Raw genomic sequence first — 19,666 nt, 5'->3', positions numbered from 1 at the left:
TATTAATGGTAATGATCAGGCATGATCATTCTTACTGAAATTTCCTGAGGTTATTTTCATACCCAATTCAGGAACTCACAATAATATTATGTAACAAAAATAGGATTAAAATTTTTAAAAAACTTTGTCATTTGACAATAAAATACCTGATAATTTTCAATTTTTTGACTTTTTTGGGGTCCACCTATTCTTCAGCCCTTTTTTGATTCAGTTTTTTATACAACCAGGTTTTAGGATTTTTAGTCATTGAGAATAGAAGCAGGTAATCGTGGTTGATATAAGTAATCTTCATTTGTGCTGTATCTTTTAAGTCATTATATTTCATTTTCAATATATTCTTCTTCTTTTGGTATACCCCGCTATCATCCATTGAAGAAAAAGACCTGTTTTTGTGAAAAGTAAGAACCGCTGTTTCATGTTGAGAAGTCTTTCCTTCTTGAATCAATGGACGTACCTCCTGCTTTTCGCCATCATAAACATCTAAAAATTGCCATGAACCAATGAGTTGTTTAGACGAACAGGAAAACATAAGAAACAGGAGAAAGAAAACGGAAAGAAGTCTGAATTTCAGCATTTGATTATTAATTTCTGCAAAAATAAAAAATACCTCAGAAAATTTCTGAGGTATTTTTTATTTTATTGAGATAGAATATATATTGGACCACCCGTCAAATCTACGATTTGCCATCTCTCCAAAGGAAGGGAATGGTCATATATCAGATGATTGTTTTAAAATAAACATTATAATTACACATCATCAAATATATTATCCTTATATCACATCATCAATATTATAATTCTTATGCTCACGGTTGGTTCTGATGATCATTTCTCCCAAGAACCCTGCCACAAACAGTAAGGTTCCCATGATCATCATTGTTAATGCAATATAGAACCAAGGATTATTGGTAATTAAATGTCCATAAATTCCTCTGGCCACATCAATCAGCTTTGAAACTCCCAGCCACAATGCTGAAAGAAAACCGAAAATGAACATTACCGTTCCTACGGCACCAAAGAAATGCATAGGTCTTCCTCCAAAACGACTTACAAACCAAAGGGTTACTAAGTCCAGGAAACCTCTGATAAATCTTTCTGTTCCAAATTTGGAAGTTCCATAAGGTCTTGCCTGGTGCTTTACTTCTTTTTCTGTAATTCTTCGGAATCCTGCATTGGCAGCCAATACCGGAATATAACGATGCATATCTCCATATACGTCGATGGATTTTACCACTTGTCTTTTGTAGGCTTTCAAACCACAATTGAAATCATGAAGTTCAACTCCGGAAACTTTTCTTGCTGCCGCATTAAACAGTTTTGATGGGATATTTTTTGTCATCACATTATCAAAACGCTTCTTCTTCCAACCGGAAACAATATCATAATTATCATTAATTACCATATTGTAGAGTTCAGGAATTTCTTCGGGAAAGTCCTGTAAATCGGCATCCATGGTGATCACCACATCTCCGTTTGTTCTTTCAAAAGCAGCATGAAGTGCCTGTGATTTTCCGTAATTTCTGGAAAATTTAATTGCGTGGATCTGAGGGTATTGTACTTTTAAATTCTCAATAATACTCCACGATAAATCCGTACTTCCATCATCTACAAACCAGATCTCATAAGATAGATTACCGGTTGTGCAGACCTTATCAATTCTTGAAAAAAGCTCTTCCAGAGAGTCTTCTTCGTTCAGTAACGGAATAACTATAGATAAATTCATTTAATTTTTAATAAAAATTAGGCTTGATTTGTTTCTTCTGGCTGAATTGTCTTTGTTCTGAAAAACGCACCGAAAAACACCGACAAAACTACGTAAAATATAAGAATTGCTGCAAAATATCCTGAAAAATGACTTGCGGTAAGCATATCTTTTCCTTTTACAGCCTCTGGAGTGAAGCTTTGTAACCTCTCTTTGTATTTCTGATCCAGCTCATCAATGTCTTTTTGATGTTTTAAAATCTTTCTTGCAGAAGTATATTCTGTATCCAATTCTGATTTTTGTCTTTGGACATATTGGTAATTCAGCAGCTTTTTAGCATCCGTATCTGCAAAATTTAAGAAAGCATAAATACTGAAAATAGAAAGGATTCCTCCGATAAACATCGGAACAAATGCTCTCTTGAAAGCTTCTCTAAAACCCATTTTATGGTTATTCCAATATGATTTTACAGACCAGAATGCTGTAGCAGCATAGATGACAGGCAACACGAAAGCATTGGCTTTCAGTGATATATCAAAATAATTGATTCCTGAGAAAAATGAATACACTACAAAGAAAATGATCATTGTAGCGATAAAAAGTATAATTCCTAATGTTGATGGACTTTTCGTCATATTTAATTTTTTAAGAAAAAAGTTGAAAAATTATTCTCCTAGATGTCAGCTGTTTAGCTCTACCACTGCATTTTTTCAACAAATTTTCTTTGATAAAGTTTTGAAGTTTATAAATTATTCCTACCTTTGCAACGGCAAGTCCTAAACAACCAGCTCCTGAGAATCCTCCAGGGTGGGAACGCAGCAAAGGTAATCGGTCGTAGCGGTGTGATTTAGGTAGCTTGCCATTTTTTTTTGGTTTAAGTTGAGAGAGGTAATTTGATAATTATCTTTTTTTGTTTTTAATACCTTACACATCATTTTCTAATTTTCAGATTACCCCAATTTTTTAAAATTCGAACTCCTCTCCCAATTTTGGTAAAACAAGTTCTACATTTCTGTCTGCAAAATGCTTTAATGCACTTTCATGATTAATTTCAATTGCAGGGAAAGTATCAAAATGGCAACCGATTACTTTTGGTGTCTTTAATAATTCTGCTGCTGCAAAAGAAGCTTTTCTCGGACACATCGTGTAGTGGCTCCCAATAGGAAGTATGGAAAGATCTATATTCCCGTATAATCTTGGAAACAGCTCCATATCAGCCATTACTCCTGTATCACCAGCCAAATAGATGTTTTTACCCTCAGGAAGTCTGAAGATATACCCTACAGGAACCCCTCCATAGCTCCCATCCGGAAAAGAACTCGTATGGTGAGCCGGAACCATGGAAATTTTAAGATCGTCGATTTTTGCCGATCCTCCTAAGTTGACATCGTCTGTATTTTTCGCTGATTTAAAATAACCACATACTTCAGGAACTCCAATTATGGTAGCTTCCGGATAATATTGCAACACTTCACCCACATCAGCGATATGATCACCATGAGCATGTGTCAACAGAATATAGTCGATTTTTTGAGCAGTAATGTCAAATCCTGACTCCGCTTTTTTGTAATTGTAGAAAGGGTCACTCAAAATTGTTTTGTCCTTATAGGTGAACAAGAAGCAATTTTGCCCTAAGAATTGTATTTTCATTTTCAATTTAATTTTCAATTATTATTCAACACAAATGACTCAAATGATTTTCACAAATAGCACAATATTATGCTAGTGACCTTTGTAAAAATATTCTTGTCATCTGCGTCTTTTTAATTTAAGAACATCCCATTGGTGATTTCAAAAAAAACTCATAAATCAACAGGCATGTTGGTATTATTATTAAAATCTGGAGTACCAATAATGGTTTCATTGGTTGTAATTTTCCAGCTAATACATAAAACCCTAAAACGGCATTAGAAATAATTATCAAGGTAATCAAGGCGGGAATAAAATCAATTTCAAGCATTGACATACCTCCCATTAGCTCTTGAATTAAATAATAAACAAGAGATAAGGCTAAAGCGATAGATATACAAGAAGTTACTTTTAAAACGGTCTTCATATTGTCTATTTTTGAGGAAATTTATCCTCAATCAGCCTCAGGTTGATTCCATGTTCCAGGTAAGCTTTACAGCCATCTAAAACTGTGGTAAAACCACCTGTATTATCATTGATTATTTTTAAAAGATCTTCGCCGGTTTGGCTGAATCCATAGCTTTTAATAACAACAAGGGTTCCTTTTTCCATTACTCTGAATTCATAATCTACATGCGTTGAAGGCTCTCCCCATTCTGTTTTAATCAGTTGGTTAGGAATAATCTGATGAACTTTCACCTCGGATTTTACGCCGTACATTTCCCATTCCCAGATTATGGTTTTACCCTCTTCTAATTTTCCGGTAGATTTTGTAAACCAAAAATTAGTCGTCAATTCAGGATTGATGAATGCTTCAAAAACATCTTCAATCGATTTTCTGATAAGCATTTGCGCTTCAACATAGATTGTAGAACTCATGATAATATATTTTTAGATTTAGTGAAATAAATTAAGCCCTGCTGCCGTAAGGATTGCCATAATGAAAGTCATGATACCCACCTGCTTCAGATACTGATCTAATTCTTTAGGTTCTTTTACCGACATTATACTTCTCCTTAATTTTGCAAGCGGAAACAACAGGATCATTACAATAAATACATAATAGTTCTGAGCCTGTATAAACCCGTTAACTCCTAAAAATATAAGGATCAATACCAAAGGAAGTTGTAAAAGGATCATTTCATAGATCATTGCATTTTTAAACCCGATCCTTAAGGCAAAACTATTTTTTCCTGATAGTTTATCGCTTTCAATATCCCTCATATTGTTAAGGTTTAAAACAGCCATACTCATCATCCCTACTGCCGTTCCCGGCAACAGCATATCCCAGCTGAATGTTTTGGTAAACAGGAAATAGCTTCCGCATACAGAAACCAGCCCAAAAAAGATAAATACGAAGATGTCTCCCAATCCCATATATCCGTAAGGTTTTTTACCTACTGTATATCCAATAGCAGCTAAAATACTTGCGACTCCCAGTCCTATGAAAATATAGAATTCGTTCATATAGTTTGGAATGAAAGCTACATACAGCAAAGCGACTGTAGCAATGAAAGACAGTGCTGCAAAAAGAATGACTGCATTTTTCATCTGCTTGGCCGTAATTTTTCCTGAGGCAACAGCTCTTGATTCAGCTTCATTGATTCTCCTGGCATCTGTTCCTTTTACTCCATCGCCATAATCATTGGCATAATTTGACAAAATCTGATATAAAAGTGTTACCAGAAGTGCCAATGCAAAAATTTTCCAGTCCCAGGTTCCCCCTTCTCTGTAAAGCCTCCATTTTGCAATAAAAGCTCCCATAATAATTCCGCTTAAAGAAAGCGGCAGTGTTCTTAGCCTTGCGGCTTTTATCCAATCAGTCATAATTTGTATAATGTAAAATGTATGATGTACAAAGTAAAAGTCTAATGTGTTGAATCATTAATACATTTTACTTTGTACTTTTTACAGTTTATGATATCCATTGATCTTCTCCGAAGTTCGGTTTTCTTTTTTCAAGGAAGGCATTTCTTCCTTCTTTTGCTTCTTCCGTCATATAGGCAAGACGTGTAGCTTCACCGGCAAAAACCTGCTGCCCCACCATACCATCGTCAGTAAGGTTCATTGCAAATTTCAGCATTCTGATAGAGGTTGGAGATTTCTCTAATATTTCCTGTGCCCATTCATAGGCAGTATCTTCTAATTCCGCATGTGGAACTACTTTATTAACCATTCCCATTTCAAGAGCTTCCTGAGCAGAGTAATTTCTTCCTAAAAAGAAGATTTCACGAGCTTTCTTCTGTCCTACCATTTTAGCAAGGTAAGCAGATCCGTACCCGCCGTCAAAACTTGTTACATCAGCATCTGTCTGCTTAAAAATTGCATGTTCTTCACTTGCTAAAGTTAAGTCACATACTACGTGAAGAGAGTGGCCTCCACCAACAGCCCATCCCGGAACAACCGCGATAACTACTTTCGGCATAAAACGGATCAAACGCTGAACTTCAAGAATATTCAAACGATGCCTCCCGTCTTCTCCCACATATCCCTGGTGTCCTCTTGCTTTTTGGTCTCCACCACTACAAAAAGCCCAGCCTCCATCTTTCGGGCTTGGTCCTTCTCCTGAAAGCAATACCACCCCTATAGAAGGATCTTCATAGACATCATAAAAAGCATCATATAATTCTGAAGTTGTTTTAGGTCTGAAAGCGTTACGTACTTCCGGTCTGTTGAAAGCAATTCTTGCTACTCCATTACATTTTTTATAGGTAATATCTTCGTATTCTTTGACGGTTTTCCACTCAATCATCTTATAAAAATTTTTCTCAAAGATACGGAATTACAGAGAATTTTTGGGGTGAAATTTATCGATCTCTGCTACAAAAAATAAGGACTTTGTGGTCCTAAAAAAATAAAGCCGGAACATTTCTGTTCCGGCTTTATCATTATTTTCTTTACAGCTATTATTTCGCTTTAGCACTAAGCTCAGTTTCTTTAGCTTTCATTTCTTTTACTTTATCTATATTCTTTGTAACAACATAGATTTCTTTTAGTGCAGAAACGGCATCCAGACTTTGAGGTGCTGCTTTGTACCATGCTTCAGCATAAGGTAAAGCTTTAGCAAATCTCTCTTTTCTAGCATCAATCAATTTAGTAGCTTCATCCGGCTTATCTTTTCTCAAAGCATTGATCTCAGTTACAATCTTAGAATCATCCCCAATAGTAGTATACACAAGGTTTTGGTGTGCTTCTGCCATAGTAGGTTTAACCTCTATTGCTTTTTTGAATGATTCAATGGCATCTGCTGTTGTTGCTGGATTCTTAGACTGCATTACCCCAAGGTTATACCAGTTTGTAGCATCAGCAGGGTTTTTAGCCAACTGTTCTTTTAGAGTCCCAATAAACTTTTCAGTATTTCCAGACTGGAAATAAGCAGTACTTTGAGCTTCTTTAAGCTTAGCGTTATTAGGATATTTAGCCAATCCTTTTTCTATAACAACAAGAGCTTCATCTGTTTTCTTTGCACTAAGAAGTAATGAAGTTAAAGTTTCATACAGATCCGGCTCTATACTTTTTGACTGCTCAGTTTTAAAATCTGAATAATCAGTATTTTTTTTCATTAGCTCCCAGGTAGCCTTATCTAAATTAACAACCTGTCCGGATTTCTTATCTTTTGCAGTATAAGTAGTCTCTACTCCAGTAAATCCGGAATTGATAAGATCATTATATATTTTAATTGCAGGATCAGTATTGTTTGCCAGTGCATGACTAAGCCCTGCATAATACATATAGATCTTATTATCCTGACCGTTAGCCTTCAATAAGTCATAAACTTCTACAAACTTAGGGGCAGCAGCTGCATAATTTTTTGCATTATAGGCATCCATAGCAGCTGTATTAGCCGCCTGAAGCTGAGCGTTTACATCTTTTTTCTGTCCAAAAGCAAAAGAAGATGCTACGATAGCCATACCTAAAATAAGTTTCTTCATAATAACTATTTTATATTAATTGTACAATTTATTCTTCAGAATCAGAATTCTCATTTTCCTCTGCTGTATTTTCTTTTTCAGCCTGAGGTGCTCCATCATTTTCCTGGTTATCAGTTACAATTTCTATTCCTTCTTCTCCCTCTTCAATTTCTTCTTCTACATCTTTATCCATTTCTACTTTTGCAATTGCTGCAATTTCGTCATTCTTCTTAAGGTTGATTACTTTTACTCCCTGTGTATTTCTACCCATTACTCTCATTTCATCCATTCCCATTCTGATAGCAACTCCGGATTTATTGATGATCATCAATCCATCTTCATCTGTTACATTCTGAATAGCAATCAGATTTCCTGTTTTCTCGGTAATGTTTAGGGTAATAACTCCTTTTCCTCCTCTGTTTGTAATTCTGTAGTCTTCTACTGCAGTTCTTTTTCCGTATCCTTTTTCAGATACCACAAGTACTGTTTCGTTCTCCACATCATTCACAACAATCATACCAATTGCTTCGTCACCTTCTTCAAGAGCAATTCCTCTCACCCCGATAGATCCTCTACCTACTTCTCTTACTTTTTCTTCAGGGAAACGGATACACTTACCATTTTTGGTAGCAATCATAATCTGGGAAGTACCATTTGTAAGGTAAGCTCCTAATAATTGGTCATTATCTCTGATCTCAATAGCGTTAACCCCATTAACCCTTGGTCTTGAATAAGCTTCAAGTGACGTTTTCTTAATGGTACCGTTTTTAGTTACCATCACTACGCTCATTTGGTTTACATATTCGGAATCTTTCAGGTTGTTGGTTCTGATATACGCTTTGATTTTATCATCCGGTTCAATGTTGATAAGGTTTTGTACCGCTCTTCCTTTTGAAGTTTTAGAACCTTCAGGAATTTCAAATACTCTTAACCAATAACATCTTCCTTTTTCTGTAAAGAACAGCATATATTGGTGGTTGGTAGCAGAAACAATGTACTCCAGGAAGTCTTCATCCCTTGTCGTTGCGGCTCTGTTTCCTACACCTCCTCTACTTTGAATTTTGTATTCTGAAAGTGAAGTTCTCTTAACATATCCTGCGTGCGAAATAGTAAGAACGACAGACTCATTTGGAATAATATCTTCAATAGACATTTCTCCTCCTGAATAATCTATCTCCGTTCTTCTTTCGTCACCATATTTTTCTTTGATCTCAAGTAATTCTTCTTTGATAATTTCGAATCTTCTTGGCTCATTCGCTAAGATATCTTCCAAATTCTGAATCTCTTTCATAATGGCATCATACTCATCACGGATTTTATCAAGCTCCATTCCTGTTAAACGGGCTAATCTAAGATCCAGAATCGCCTGAGCCTGAATTTCTGAAAGCTCAAATGCCTCGATTAGGCCTTCTTTTGCTCCCTGAGGATTGGCACTATGACGGATAATAGAAATTGCTCTGTCCAGAGCATCCTGAGTTCCGATCACTTTCATGAATCCTTCCAAGATATGAGCTCTTTCTTTAGCTTTTTTAAGCTCAAACTGAGTTCTTCTTACAATTACTTCATGTCTGTGCTCTACGAAGTGGTGAATGATATCTTTAAGATTCAGCTGTTCCGGTCTTCCGTGTACCAAAGCAATATTGTTAACACTGAAAGAAGTCTGAAGTGCTGTATATTTGTACAATAAGTTTAGGACAACATTCGGAATAGCGTCATTCTTCAATTCATAAACAACACGAAGTCCGTTTCTGTCTGATTCATCTCTGATCTCATAGATACCAGGGATTTTATCATCTTTAACGAGTTCAGCAGTTCTGGCAATCATTTCCGCCTTGTTCACCTGATAAGGGATCTCAGTTACAATAATTGCATTTCTGTTTCCAATTTCATCAAAGCTTACTTTAGCTCTCAAAACAACTCTACCTCTTCCTGTATGGAAAGCATCTCTTACCCCGTCATATCCATAGATAATTCCACCTGTAGGAAAATCCGGAGCAATGATATGCTGCATCAGCTCATCAATTGTTATTTCTCTGTTATCAATATAGGCACAGATAGCATCTATAGATTCTGATAAGTTATGAGGTGCCATATTGGTGGCCATACCTACTGCAATCCCTGAAGTTCCGTTTACCAAAAGGTTGGGAACTTTAGTTGGCATTACTGTTGGCTCCTGTAAACTGTCATCAAAGTTATTCTGAAAATCAACTGTTTCTTTATCAAGGTCTGAAAGAATCTCATCAGAGATCTTCTTTAATCTTGCCTCAGTATAACGCATTGCTGCTGGTGGGTCACCATCCATTGAACCGAAGTTACCCTGGCCATCCACTTGAGGATAACGCAAGCTCCAGTTCTGAGCCATTCTCACCATTGCATCATATACAGAGGAGTCTCCGTGCGGGTGATATTTACCTAAAACATCCCCAACAATTCTTGCAGATTTTAAATATTTTCTATTAGAAAAAACCCCTAATCCATACATACCGTAAAGTACTCTTCTATGAACGGGTTTCAAACCGTCTCTTACATCCGGTAACGCTCTTGAGACGATAACAGACATCGAATAATCGATATAAGACGATTTCATTTCATCAACGATGTTGATAGGAATCAGTCTTTCTCCTTCTTTTTGCATAAACAAATTTTATTATAATGATAGCCAGACCTTTAGCTGTATGTCTGAAAATTATTTATTTCGAATTTTTATTAACGGGCTAATTTACGAAAAAATTGCCGATTTTTGTGGTAGAATTTATCCAAAAAATCTTAAAAATTCATAAAATATGAGCATATTAAGTATAACTTTCCATTGCACGAAAAATAATCTAGAGGAATGGGAAAATTATATTGATGAAACACTGGTTGTAATGACTGAAAACTTAATGGATGTAAACAAATATATCCTTTCTGAGGTACACAGTGATTATATTGAAGATGGAAAAAATTACAATCTTCTTTTGGTCTTCGATAATGATGAACTCAGAAATGATTTTATTGAAAGTGAATTAAAAAATATTGCTGAACGTGTCGAAACAAAATTCGGACAGGAAGTTATCATCTTCAATACTTTTTTGAATCCTAAGAAATCCAGATTTTAATATCAATAAAATGGACAGAGGCTGTTCACCAGCCTGATATGAATCTATAATATATTTTATAGTCAGAACATAAAAAAAGAGGTTATTATTTTAACCTCTTTTTTTTATTCATTATCTGTGATGGCCATGACCACGACCTTTATGATGACGACCGCGACCTCCATCTTCATAAATATATACTTTTTTTACCTGGCCGGGAGCATAATATCTTGCGCTTCCTCCATACATCTTCTTTGCCTGTCCCGGCGGAAGCCTTCTTCCGTGGTGTTCATGGACCACACAAGACGTTAACATCAGCATGACCGCACCTGCTCCCATGATTTTAAACATACTTTTCATTATTTTCACTTTTTCAAACTTAGTTGCCAAAAGATAACAAGGTTAATGCCAAATTGTTTAAAATTCCAGATTCCGGATATAAAGCGTAAAGTCTATAATGGATAAAACAGTTTTATCAGTGTTGATATTTTGTTAAATTATTTCACTTCTTTTTTCAAACATTATAAGATCTTTCCATTCTCCGTTGAGCTTTCCTATTTTCTTGCGAACTCCCACTATTCTGAAGCCGTTTTTCTGATGGAATTTGATAGACATCTCATTTTCAGGAAAGATATTGGTCTGTAAAGTCCAGAATCCGTGATCCTCGCTATCCAAAATCATCTTTTTAAGCAATACCGACCCCAATCCCTTACCCTGATAATCTTTATCGAAATAAATGCTTACTTCTGCAACTCCTTTATAACATTCTCTTTTACTCACCAGTTTCAAGGCACACCATCCTACGATTTCGTTATTCTCATTTTCCAATACCCAGCGACAGGCGTTGAAGTATTCCATATCCCAGGCTTCTACAGTAGGAACTTCTGTTTCAAAAGTGGCGATACCACTATCAACTCCCTGCCTGAAAATCTCAAGTACCCGAGCCCCATCATTGGGAAGCATTTCTCTTAATTCGTAATTCATTCTATTTAATGGTATTTTCTTTTATTTTTTCTTTTGATTCTCGTATAATGAGTCTGTTTGCTTTTCTCATCTTCAGAAACCACACTGATGTTTCCGTCAACTTCCAGCACAGACAGCTTTACCTTCTCTATTTTATCAATGCCATGTTCTCTGATTGCTTCCTCCAGTTCACTTTCAGTAATCTTCACTCTGTTCAAGGCGATCTGATCTACAATTCCATCTTTGATAAGAACTACCGGATCATCTTCCATAAATGTTTCAAAGGAATGATTGGAAAACATCAGTCTTTTTAAAATGAAGTTAGCCAAAAACAGGACCAATGCAGCAATAAGGCCTCCCTGCAAAGAAGTATCCTGTCCCACCATTGCATTCTGAACAGCATTGGAGATCAGCAGCAACAAAACAATATCTCCTGCATTAAGCTGGGATAATTGGTTTTTTCCAAATAAACGAATGGCAATCACCATGAAAAGGTAAACGCAAAGGGAACGAACTACAACATTAAGAATAGGATCCATCATTTTTTTATCTATTCAAATGTATTGATTTTTTGGTATTGATGAGAAAAGTATTTCTTTGGTTATGGAAGATTGTGTGCATAGCTCCTTCGTTAACAACAAAGAGTATATTTTACAAAATAGGATCATATTATTCTTCCTGCCAATATTCAAAATCTGTTGGCTTTTGAAGAAGAATTCTACCTTCCCATTTCGGAACTACAAAGCCTTTGGGAAGAGTGTATTTTGAAACATCATATTTTCTAGTTTCATTATTAAGCTTGGCTAATCGAAACTCCATAATACGTTCTTTTGAAGTGGAACCTTGTAACCATATTGTTCCAAACGTATAATTTCCAGAAGGATTCAACTTATCCATCACATACACAATATGAACATTTTTATTCTTTTTATAAAATGACTCAAAAGTATTTTGAAAATCAACAGGGAAAACAATCTCTCCTTTATACCATTGCTTATCATCTTCTGAGATCCATTGAACTACTGTATGAACAGGCAGCTTGCCTTCTTTCACACCGTCCGTAATATGATTAGATAACCAATCCTTGTAAGGAATAATAAATTGATTCTCATTTAGAAATATATAACTACCGTCTTTTGAAAAAGCTGTAACCGATTCGTAAAAATCACGATTCTCTTCACTGCTAAATCCTATATCATATTGGTATGTTTTTTCTCCTTTTTCCCAAACTGAATAAGGTACACCATGCAGATAACGATATATGTTAACTTCTGAATTAATAAATTTTTCTGAAGAAAGAATCTCTTTTTCAATCTTTTCTGCCTCTTCACTTTCTTTCCAAACTCCTTTATTTTTGGCTTTAAAGTTTATTATTTCTTTATTATTTCCTTGCCCAGACACCCAAACCGTTACATTCCCTCCAGGAGCAAAACCTGCTATAATCTGAGTATAATTTTCTTTTTCTCCCTTAGAATTCCAGCCATTTCTAAATAAGCTCAACATTTTATCTTGGGGAAGTCTAGATCCACCTTCATATCGATAACCATCTATGGCACAAATCCATTTTACAAAAACACTATCTGGAACAGGTTTAAAAATGTCTCCCCCTGCATAACCGCCACTCGTTAAGCCCCAACCAGGATCTGCTCCAATACTGGCAGAAGCTCCAGCAATACTTTTTCCCTGATAAAAAAATTCAACAAACGGACCACCATTTCCATAAAATTTAGGTGCTGACCATGCTGCATTCCATTCAAATTTATCTTTGGGGTGACAGCCTACTATTTGCAATAGCAGAACCAAGGTTAATGAAAATAATAGTGCGTTTTTTGCTTTTTTCATCATTAAAAAACATTATTCTTCCTGCCAATATTCTAAATCAGTTGGCCTTTGAAGAGGGATTCTGCCTTCCCATTTGGGAACTACAAAACCTTTGGGGAAAGTGTATTTTGATATCTCATATTTTCTAGTTTCATTATTAAGCTTGGCTAATCGAAACTTCATAATACGTTCTTTTGAAGTGGAACCTTGTAACCATATTGTTCCAAACGTATAATTTCCAGAAGGATTCAACTTATCCATTACGTACACAATATGAACATTTTTATTCTTTTGATAAAAGGATTCAAAAGTATTTTGAAAATCAACAGGGAAAACAATCTCTCCTTTATACCATTGTTTATCATCTTCTGAGATCCATTGAACTACTGTATGAACAGGCAGCTTGCCTTCTTTCACACCGTCCATAATATGATTAGATAACCAATCCTTGTAAGGAATAATAAATTGATTCTCATTTAGAAATATATAACTACCGTCTTTTGAAAAAGCTGTAACTGATTCGTAAAAATCACGATTCTCTTCACTGCTAAATCCTATATCATATTGGTACGTTTTTTCTCCTTTTTCCCAAACTGAATAGGGAATACCATGAAGATAAGTGTACTTCAAAATATCTTTTGCTTCATCTCCTGTTGATGTCCAAAGAGTTACTGAATTAGGATCATCTTTATCAGTCTCTCCTACACGTTTAGCCTTAATTCTTGTAATTTCTTCATTTCCAAATGAACCAGAGAGCCATACCGTTACGTTTCCTCCAGGAGCCATACCTGTGATAATTTGATTATAATTTTCTTTCTTCCCTTTAATTTCTTTTCCTCTTTTAAATAGCTCCAGCATTTTTTCTCTTGGAAGTTTTGCCCCAACTTTATATTCAATCAAATCAAGGCCACAGCGCCAGCTAACAGAAATACTATCAGGAACAGGTTTAAATATTTCGCCTCCTGTATAACCGCCACTTGTCATTCCCCAACCAGGATTTATTCCTACATTCGCAGATGTACCTGCTACCCCATTTCCTTGATAAAAATATTCCACAAACGGGCCTCCTGAGATATAATTTTTTGGTGCGGAAATTCCTGCATTCCATTCAAATTTATCCTTAGGTCCACAGCTTATTATTAGCAATAAGTTTAGTAACAATAATACTATACTTTTAATTTTATTTATTTTTATCATACATTCTTATCTAAGGGTACCATTTTTCTCTCTCATAATAGATATTACCATCTTTATCCACTTTAGGAGCGACTGGTTGGTTGACAAAACCAACACTTTCCAAAAGATGATGGTCTCCCGTTTTTACACCTATTGCAGCAAGTCCTCCAAAGTTAGCAGAAAGATGGATATAATGGTTACAAATATGCTGATACATTTCTGAAGATATTGTATAATTTCCAACTCCTTCTTTTTTACTTTCCTCCAGCATCACATCCATATACTGCTTCAATACTTTATATTTATCTGTATCTGGAATTTCATATTCAAATTTTTTCTTTACATCTGGTGATTTATTATAATCATCATAAAAAGGTACTTTATTATCTATTCCTTTTTGCAACATCATATACATGGCCACTAAACTGTATTTATTAGAAATATATCGGGAATCTTCCAGAATATAATGGTCTGATTCTTTGGTTTGAAATATTTGGTAATAGGAACTTTTGGATACTGTTTTTTCTTTATCCGGGAAATCCGGCTCTGCTTTGATCTCCCGTGTTCCCACTCCTGCGCTCGTTATTGTTGTTTCTTTTACATGATCGTACGTATTTCTAAATGCAATCTCTTTTTCTGTAGAGATACGCTGATTGATATAAAACTGTCTTATTTTTTCCTTTTCTTTAAGGGTTTTATCATCTCCTACTTCCACATCAAAATAATCCAAAACGGCAGTGTATTTATCCAGATGGGCATAGCCGCCTCCTATATCCGAATGGGCGCCCAGCATCGATATCGTATAACCTTCTTCTGTGGGAGTTAATGCAAAATTTTTCCGCCATTCATTATGGGCGGTAATATGGAAAATCTTTTTGATTCCCAATCCTGATACTTTCGTTTTAATGTCCTGAAGCGAAGCCTGCCCTAGAAATGCGGCAATACTGTAAGGAACAGTTAAAGGATTTTTAATCAAAACTCCCGCTACTTTATATCCTATATTTTCTTTCACGACCATATCGGAAACCACTGTATCAAATACTCCCAGAAAACGGATTTCTATAGTAAAGGTATCTCCCACCGGTTGATATCCTGCTTTGCGCAGTTTTTTTCCAAAGAGACCACCTGCATGTTCTGAAACATAAGAGATCTTGGGGCGTCCCATTTTAATATCCATTTCATCCCGCATCACCGTATCGTATTTTGCAGACTTTTTGACTTCATTACAAAAATGTCTTGCTGCTGCAGCTCCCCGGCTGAATCCGAAAACGTCAAATACAATCTTATTAATTTTTTTATTTTTAGAAATACCCTTAAACTCATTTTCTATTACAGTTTTAATCCCTTCCTCTACCCTGCCAATCACTCCCCAATCTCCTCTTCCTGCACAGGAACCAGCAATATCATCTTCTTTATCCTGTTTCGTTCCTATGCCTTCTACATATTGTTTTAAAATAGCATATTCCCCATATTCCGGATATTCATCATCTTTGGCTGCTTCTAATTTCTCTTTATAAAGATCAAACAGTTTGGCAACGTTGGAATATGGATTCCAGTAACTATCGCGGTCTGAAATTTTAATCTTTTTTTGTTTTCCGGTTTTGGGATCTTTTATGGTTTCGTAATATTCCTGAGGAACAGTATCATTTTTATAATAGGTTTCCCCAGAGTTGATCTTACTGTAGTAGGTTTTATCAGAATTATACCTGTTATTTCCAGTGCCATCAAAAAACATCCCGATAAAAACATTTACAGAGTCTTTAGGCTGATATGCCGGAGCTTTTTCCACCGCAGAGCCATGATGAATATCTTTATCTGCATTCAGATTATTCAAACCTAATGCATTAATATTGGTATTTCCTTCAGAGTACAGGTTATACCCTTTTTCGGTTACTTTGGTATATTTCCCGTTGACAATTCTTGTTCTGCTCATAGGAAAAATATTAGTGATTATGTCCTTTTTCGCCACTGTTCATATGGATCGAACTTTTCGTATGGCTTGTAAAGTTTTCTTCGGTACTGAAATTCATTTCTTTTCTTGAAATTTCATTACGTTCCTGTTTTACTTCACTGTGAACGTCTCCTTCTATAAATTCAGTAAGCTTTCCTGTGATGAAAACCTGAGAATCTCCTATCACGGAAGAAGTTTTTATCATACCTACACTTTCACTATGATTCATCGTCACCATATCCATTTTATTCATTCCAACGCTGGTAGACATATTTTGCCCCACATTGATATTGAAGTTTCCTCCTGCATTGAAGTTGATATCATTAGGTGCGGATACTGTTATGTTTCCTTTTCCGTCCATAAAATAATTGTTACCACTTGGATCTACAATATTCACACTTCCTTCGGCATCATTCATCAGAATACGGATACCACTTCTGGTCTGAATAGATTTTAAATGGTTATTCACACCACCACCAAGGGCAACTCCGCCATGGAACATTCCGCCCATCACGAAAGGACGGTCCGGATGGTTATGTACAAATCCTACCATTACCTGGTCTCCCACTTCTGGAATGGCTACATATCCTCTGTTTTGGGTAATCTGATCTGTTCCGCCTGCATCCGGGCTCATCACTCTGATAAAATCTGTGGTTTCATTAAGCTGCCACAGAAATTTTACTTGTACACGTCCTTGCCCCAAAGGATCTTCGTTGGAGATCACTACTGCCGGCTGTGTTTCCGCAAAAGGAGTTGTAAATTCAGGTTTGGGAATATACCCAGTATCTGAGGCAATGGCTTCAAAACTTCCTTTATAATGTCCTAAAGTATCTATTTCATGGGTAACTTCTGTCATCATGAGTTTTGTGAAATACCCTGTTTTGTTGGAATCTGGTTTTCTCAGATAAAGATCTGCTGTACAGCCGGGATATAGAAACGGCATCGTGGTATCACCGGATACTACAAACACATCTACCCCTTTACTGCCCCATGCGCCAGTTTGGGAATTCACCACATCCATATCGGTAGCTGCCTTAATAGGAGCCGACTGAAGTGAAGGGGTCTTGAAAATGCTTTCATTATTTGTATAAGCGGTCTTGGCAAGGCTTCCCATATGTTTTAAAGGGGTTTCTCCTGAAGTCAGCATGGTATTTTTACTACTGTTATATCCATAATAAGCAGGATGAGTATGAAGTGCTCTAAGTTCAGTATGAACATTTGAGGCATTACTTCCACTTATCAATTCAAGGGGAGCTGCCGGAGCCGGCATATTTCCGAAATGCAGGACTTCTCCGTCATAGAAAAACTGTTCTCCATAAGCTTCTGCCAATCTGCATAAATAATTATAATGGGTTTCATTGTACTGGGAGCTGTAGACAATTTGCGACGAGGCTTTGGCATTTACCCTAAAGTCATACCAGAAAGGATCTATCCCTTGTTTAATAACCTCATCCGCTATAATTCCTGTATTCACAGGCTGGGACCCCCCAAAACTCTGTGTATGAGGAGCGCCATCCAAAAGAATGGTAGGACTGAATCCTTTTAAAACAATATTTCCCAAACTGTGAGCTTCCTGACTGAAACCTACTTTGGTAATGATTCCTACGAAAACTCTTTCAGGACTGTTTTTGGTTTCGAAATCTTTGTAAGCAATTTTAATGGTAAGGCGTTTTCCTAAAAAAGCATTGGCCTGTTCCAGCTGATGTCCCTGCTTTTCGGATAAAGCATCATGGGCCAATGTTAACTCAAATTCGTGATGGGTTACTGCACTTTGCTTTAATTTAAAATGTTTAAAACTTGAAATGATTTCCCCGTTAATTACTGCGGAAAGTTTGACAATACGGTTGATTCCTGCTGTGTTATTTTCTTTCACTGCCTGAGCATTATCAGGCGCACGGTATCCATCAATAAAGGATACACGTTCTGAAGTCGTGTTTTTTTTCATGTTGTGTTTTTTGTGCTAATCAGGATCTAATTATCACAAATATAGGAAATATTTTAAAATTAAATATTGGTAAGTTTTTTATCAGAAATTGTTCAACGCTTGAATACTTGGTATATCTTTTGAATTTTCAAAAAACAATAATTCTATACTATGATACGACTACTTTTTATATATGTAAGCTTCTGCTTTATTACTTGTAGTAAAACAGCAACTCCATCGACTGAAAAAAAAGAGATCACCGAAAAAGTAAACCAGCTTTACAGCCAATATGGAAAATCCAATGAAGCTGTATATAACCAGCCTATTCCGGATGATTTATTTTCCCCGGACCTAAAAAAGACTTTGCAAAATGCCATAAATGCATCAAAAGCAGATATCGAAAAAGTAAAAAAAAGTGATCATCCAGATGAGAAACCGCTGATATTTGAAGGGGCTATTTTTTCAAGTTTGTATGAAGGCTATACTGCTTACAAGATCCAATCTATGGACATTCACAATGCTTCAGCCCAGGTGCTCGTCCGTTTTGAGTACAATATGACCTCTCCTACAGTATCATGGACAGATACCATACATTTGGTGGAACGTGATGGGAGCTGGAAAATTGATAATATCACCTTTGATTCTATCGGAAATTCTAAAGATCTTAAAACAAGAATGAAAGAGTTTGTACAAAGTACCCGTTAAAAGAAAAACCGCTTTTACAAGCGGTTTTTCTTTTTATGGACATTGAACGATTGGAATCTCACTGCAAAAAACTTTATTTGCCCATTCGCAATACGTACAATATTGTTTTGGCTCTCCTCCGTACACTGATTTCAAATCTAATTTAGTCAGTTTCTTTAAATTTTTCATATCGTTTTAATTTTATGGTTGAGCAAAATTAAACGAATCTTAGTAATTGTTATTACAATTTAATATTCAAAATTTTCATTATTTACATCTTTTTTAGATGAAAACCATAAAAAAGTCTGCCTTGTTTTATTTACAATAGGCTGTGAGTACTATCTGTTATTAATTTCTACGGTTACAGGCATTACATACGTATAGGCAACCATATTGTCACTTATTTTTTTGCGGTCTACTCTATAATCAAGTTCGCTTAGAACAGACTCAATTTCTTTGCTTACACTTTTGCAATCGCCACTGGAATGGACATTCACAATTTTTCCGTTTTTTGCAATATCAAATTTTACTACTGAATTCACTGTTCCTTGTTTATATTCAGGATTGGTAAGATCAAAATTAGCGATCAGCTGAGTCCTGATGTCATTAAAAGTTTCGCTTTTATTCAATTGAATTTCCTGGATTGTATTATGATCTGTCGTTTGTGCCTGAGCAATATTCACTACCGCAGAAAATCCAACAACGAAAAGTAAAGCGGTCAATATTTGAATTTTATTTCTCATAACTATTTGGTTTTAAAGATTATATTTGGATTTATTCTCTATCTCTTACTCAAAGTTATTAAAATAATTCATACTAATTTCACAT

At 35.8% G+C, this 19,666-nt stretch carries 21 protein-coding genes and 1 other RNA gene; 3 read left to right on the top strand and 19 right to left on the bottom strand.

The genetic code is table 11. The features are described 5' to 3' along the window. Window positions 1-184: 184 nt before the first annotated feature. The 3 genes from DRF57_RS12745 to DRF57_RS12735 all read right to left on the bottom strand — a co-directional run bounded on the left by DRF57_RS12745 (window position 185) and on the right by DRF57_RS12735 (window position 2,337). Window positions 185-574 carry a hypothetical protein gene (locus DRF57_RS12745; protein WP_047495798.1) on the bottom strand — a complete coding sequence of 130 codons (390 nt, stop codon included), beginning with the start codon at window positions 572-574 and terminating at the stop codon, window positions 185-187. A gap of 198 nt (window positions 575-772) precedes the next feature. Continuing rightward, window positions 773-1,723, bottom strand: coding sequence for a glycosyltransferase family 2 protein (locus DRF57_RS12740; protein WP_047495800.1), 951 nt, complete (start codon window positions 1,721-1,723; stop codon window positions 773-775). A 17-nt stretch (window positions 1,724-1,740) separates the two neighbouring features. Then, window positions 1,741-2,337, bottom strand: coding sequence for a DUF4199 domain-containing protein (locus tag DRF57_RS12735; RefSeq protein WP_047495803.1), 597 nt, complete (start codon window positions 2,335-2,337; stop codon window positions 1,741-1,743). Between the two features lie 132 nt (window positions 2,338-2,469). Between DRF57_RS12735 and ffs the strand changes: the two genes are divergently transcribed. Then, an RNA gene (gene ffs / locus DRF57_RS12730) (signal recognition particle sRNA small type) lies at window positions 2,470-2,567 on the top strand. Between the two features lie 98 nt (window positions 2,568-2,665). On the opposite strand, the gene DRF57_RS12725 is transcribed toward ffs, so the two are convergent. From DRF57_RS12725 to gyrA, 7 genes are all read right to left on the bottom strand, one after another. Further along, entirely contained in the window at window positions 2,666-3,352 is a 687-nt protein-coding gene (locus tag DRF57_RS12725) for a metal-dependent hydrolase (protein ID WP_047495806.1), read from the bottom strand. Between the two features lie 118 nt (window positions 3,353-3,470). Continuing rightward, window positions 3,471-3,758 (bottom strand): hypothetical protein, encoded by a 288-nt coding sequence (locus DRF57_RS12720; RefSeq protein ID WP_047495809.1) that lies wholly within the window; start codon window positions 3,756-3,758, stop codon window positions 3,471-3,473. Between the two features lie 5 nt (window positions 3,759-3,763). After that, a complete protein-coding gene (locus tag DRF57_RS12715; RefSeq protein ID WP_047495812.1) occupies window positions 3,764-4,210 on the bottom strand; it encodes an SRPBCC family protein in 447 nt (148 codons plus the stop codon). Window positions 4,211-4,228: 18 nt separating this feature from the next. Further along, on the bottom strand, window positions 4,229-5,158 hold the full coding sequence (menA, locus tag DRF57_RS12710; RefSeq protein ID WP_047495814.1) for a 1,4-dihydroxy-2-naphthoate octaprenyltransferase: 930 nt from the start codon (window positions 5,156-5,158) through the stop codon (window positions 4,229-4,231). Between the two features lie 88 nt (window positions 5,159-5,246). Further along, window positions 5,247-6,083, bottom strand: coding sequence for a 1,4-dihydroxy-2-naphthoyl-CoA synthase (locus DRF57_RS12705; RefSeq protein ID WP_047495817.1), 837 nt, complete (start codon window positions 6,081-6,083; stop codon window positions 5,247-5,249). A gap of 154 nt (window positions 6,084-6,237) precedes the next feature. Next, window positions 6,238-7,263, bottom strand: coding sequence for a tetratricopeptide repeat protein (locus DRF57_RS12700; RefSeq protein ID WP_047495819.1), 1,026 nt, complete (start codon window positions 7,261-7,263; stop codon window positions 6,238-6,240). Window positions 7,264-7,291: 28 nt separating this feature from the next. Further along, window positions 7,292-9,877, bottom strand: coding sequence for a DNA gyrase subunit A (gyrA, locus tag DRF57_RS12695; protein ID WP_047495822.1), 2,586 nt, complete (start codon window positions 9,875-9,877; stop codon window positions 7,292-7,294). A gap of 148 nt (window positions 9,878-10,025) precedes the next feature. Between gyrA and DRF57_RS12690 the strand changes: the two genes are divergently transcribed. Further along, window positions 10,026-10,340: a DUF4286 family protein gene (locus DRF57_RS12690; RefSeq protein ID WP_047495825.1), complete on the top strand. Its 315-nt coding sequence runs from the start codon at window positions 10,026-10,028 to the stop codon at window positions 10,338-10,340. Between the two features lie 111 nt (window positions 10,341-10,451). Here DRF57_RS12690 and DRF57_RS12685 read toward each other — a convergent pair whose 3' ends face one another. From DRF57_RS12685 to DRF57_RS12655, 7 genes are all read right to left on the bottom strand, one after another. Next, complete coding sequence (locus tag DRF57_RS12685) at window positions 10,452-10,679, bottom strand: hypothetical protein (RefSeq protein ID WP_047495828.1); 228 nt, start codon at window positions 10,677-10,679, stop codon at window positions 10,452-10,454. Window positions 10,680-10,811: 132 nt separating this feature from the next. Continuing rightward, entirely contained in the window at window positions 10,812-11,303 is a 492-nt protein-coding gene (locus tag DRF57_RS12680; RefSeq protein ID WP_047495831.1) for a GNAT family N-acetyltransferase, read from the bottom strand. A 5-nt stretch (window positions 11,304-11,308) separates the two neighbouring features. After that, window positions 11,309-11,821, bottom strand: a complete 513-nt coding sequence (locus DRF57_RS12675; protein WP_047495833.1) for a DUF421 domain-containing protein — start codon at window positions 11,819-11,821, stop codon at window positions 11,309-11,311. A 130-nt stretch (window positions 11,822-11,951) separates the two neighbouring features. Next, window positions 11,952-13,127 carry a DUF2931 family protein gene (locus DRF57_RS12670; protein ID WP_081989216.1) on the bottom strand — a complete coding sequence of 392 codons (1,176 nt, stop codon included), beginning with the start codon at window positions 13,125-13,127 and terminating at the stop codon, window positions 11,952-11,954. A gap of 9 nt (window positions 13,128-13,136) precedes the next feature. Further along, a complete protein-coding gene (locus tag DRF57_RS12665) occupies window positions 13,137-14,300 on the bottom strand; it encodes a DUF2931 family protein (protein WP_081989217.1) in 1,164 nt (387 codons plus the stop codon). Between the two features lie 10 nt (window positions 14,301-14,310). Continuing rightward, window positions 14,311-16,212, bottom strand: a complete 1,902-nt coding sequence (locus tag DRF57_RS12660; RefSeq protein WP_047495841.1) for a phospholipase effector Tle1 domain-containing protein — start codon at window positions 16,210-16,212, stop codon at window positions 14,311-14,313. 10 nt (window positions 16,213-16,222) lie between these two features. Then, on the bottom strand, window positions 16,223-18,175 hold the full coding sequence (locus tag DRF57_RS12655; protein ID WP_047495844.1) for a type VI secretion system Vgr family protein: 1,953 nt from the start codon (window positions 18,173-18,175) through the stop codon (window positions 16,223-16,225). Window positions 18,176-18,325: 150 nt separating this feature from the next. On the opposite strand from DRF57_RS12655, the gene DRF57_RS12650 reads away from it, so the two are divergent. Then, a complete protein-coding gene (locus DRF57_RS12650) occupies window positions 18,326-18,859 on the top strand; it encodes a DUF3828 domain-containing protein (RefSeq protein ID WP_052188792.1) in 534 nt (177 codons plus the stop codon). A gap of 33 nt (window positions 18,860-18,892) precedes the next feature. Here the strand turns inward: DRF57_RS12650 and DRF57_RS24260 are convergent, their stop codons facing one another. Then, entirely contained in the window at window positions 18,893-19,027 is a 135-nt protein-coding gene (locus tag DRF57_RS24260; RefSeq protein ID WP_081989218.1) for a bacteriocin-like protein, read from the bottom strand. Between the two features lie 149 nt (window positions 19,028-19,176). Beyond that, window positions 19,177-19,581 (bottom strand): hypothetical protein, encoded by a 405-nt coding sequence (locus DRF57_RS12640; protein ID WP_047495847.1) that lies wholly within the window; start codon window positions 19,579-19,581, stop codon window positions 19,177-19,179. Window positions 19,582-19,666 lie beyond the last annotated feature (85 nt).

This window comes from Chryseobacterium rhizosphaerae (assembly GCF_003385455.1).
Taxonomy (GTDB): domain Bacteria; phylum Bacteroidota; class Bacteroidia; order Flavobacteriales; family Weeksellaceae; genus Chryseobacterium; species Chryseobacterium rhizosphaerae.
The sequence above is the reverse complement of the archived record's forward strand: the minus strand, read 5'-3'. Positions and strand labels throughout refer to the sequence as shown.